This is a genomic window from Rathayibacter sp. AY1B4 (genome assembly GCF_002932815.1).
Taxonomy (GTDB): Bacteria; Actinomycetota; Actinomycetes; order Actinomycetales; family Microbacteriaceae; genus Rathayibacter.
In genome coordinates this window covers 1-678 of record NZ_PSWN01000060.1, presented here as the reverse complement: position 1 = coordinate 678, position 678 = coordinate 1, and the positions used below count along the sequence as shown (strand labels likewise).

Genomic DNA, 678 nt, shown 5'->3' with positions numbered 1-678 from the left:
GCTGGAGGGGTTGTAGGGGGTGTGCTCGGTGAAGCGCGCGGGGTCCTCGAGCTCGAGGTCGCCGTACACCTCGTCCGTCGAGATGTGGTGGTACCGCACATCGTGCCGGCGCACCGCCTCGAGCAGGGCGGCGGTCCCGAGGATGTTCGTCGCCAGAAACGGCGCCGGATCCTCCAGCGAGTTGTCGTTGTGCGACTCCGCGGCGAAGTGCACCACCAGATCCGACTCCCGGACCAGCCGGTCGACGAGCGGGGCGTCGGCGACGTCGCCCTCGACGAAGGTGATCCGGTCCGACACCGGCGCTACTGAGCGGAGGTCGCCGGCGTAGGTGAGCTTGTCGAGCACGGTGATCCGGACGTCGGGGCGCTCGCGCAGGGTGAGGTGGACGAAGTTGCTGCCGATGAAGCCGGCACCGCCGGTGACGAGGATCCGCACGAGTGCTCCTACTGGTTCGAGGAAGGGACGAAAGGCGTCGGACGCCCGGGTCGCGGTCGACGACACGGGCGGACTCCGGTGGGCGCTCAGACGGAGGATGATCCCCGCGCGAGAGCGGGCAGCTGCTCGAGGTAGGCGCCGTAGCCGCTCTTGACCAGCGGTGCGGCGAGCTCGGCGAGGCGGGCGTCGTCGATCCAGGAGTTGCGCCAGGCGATCTCCTCGATGCAGCCGATCTTGAATCCC

The 678-nt window shown here is 69.3% G+C and carries 1 protein-coding gene and 1 pseudogene; both read right to left on the bottom strand.

The features are described 5' to 3' along the window. On the bottom strand, positions 1–435 hold a 435-nt coding region (locus tag C5D66_RS16710; protein WP_146083241.1), incomplete at its 3' end, for a GDP-mannose 4,6-dehydratase. An 86-nt stretch (positions 436–521) separates the two neighbouring features. Continuing rightward, positions 522–678 (bottom strand): annotated as a pseudogene (locus C5D66_RS17575) (glucose-1-phosphate thymidylyltransferase); the annotation flags it as partial.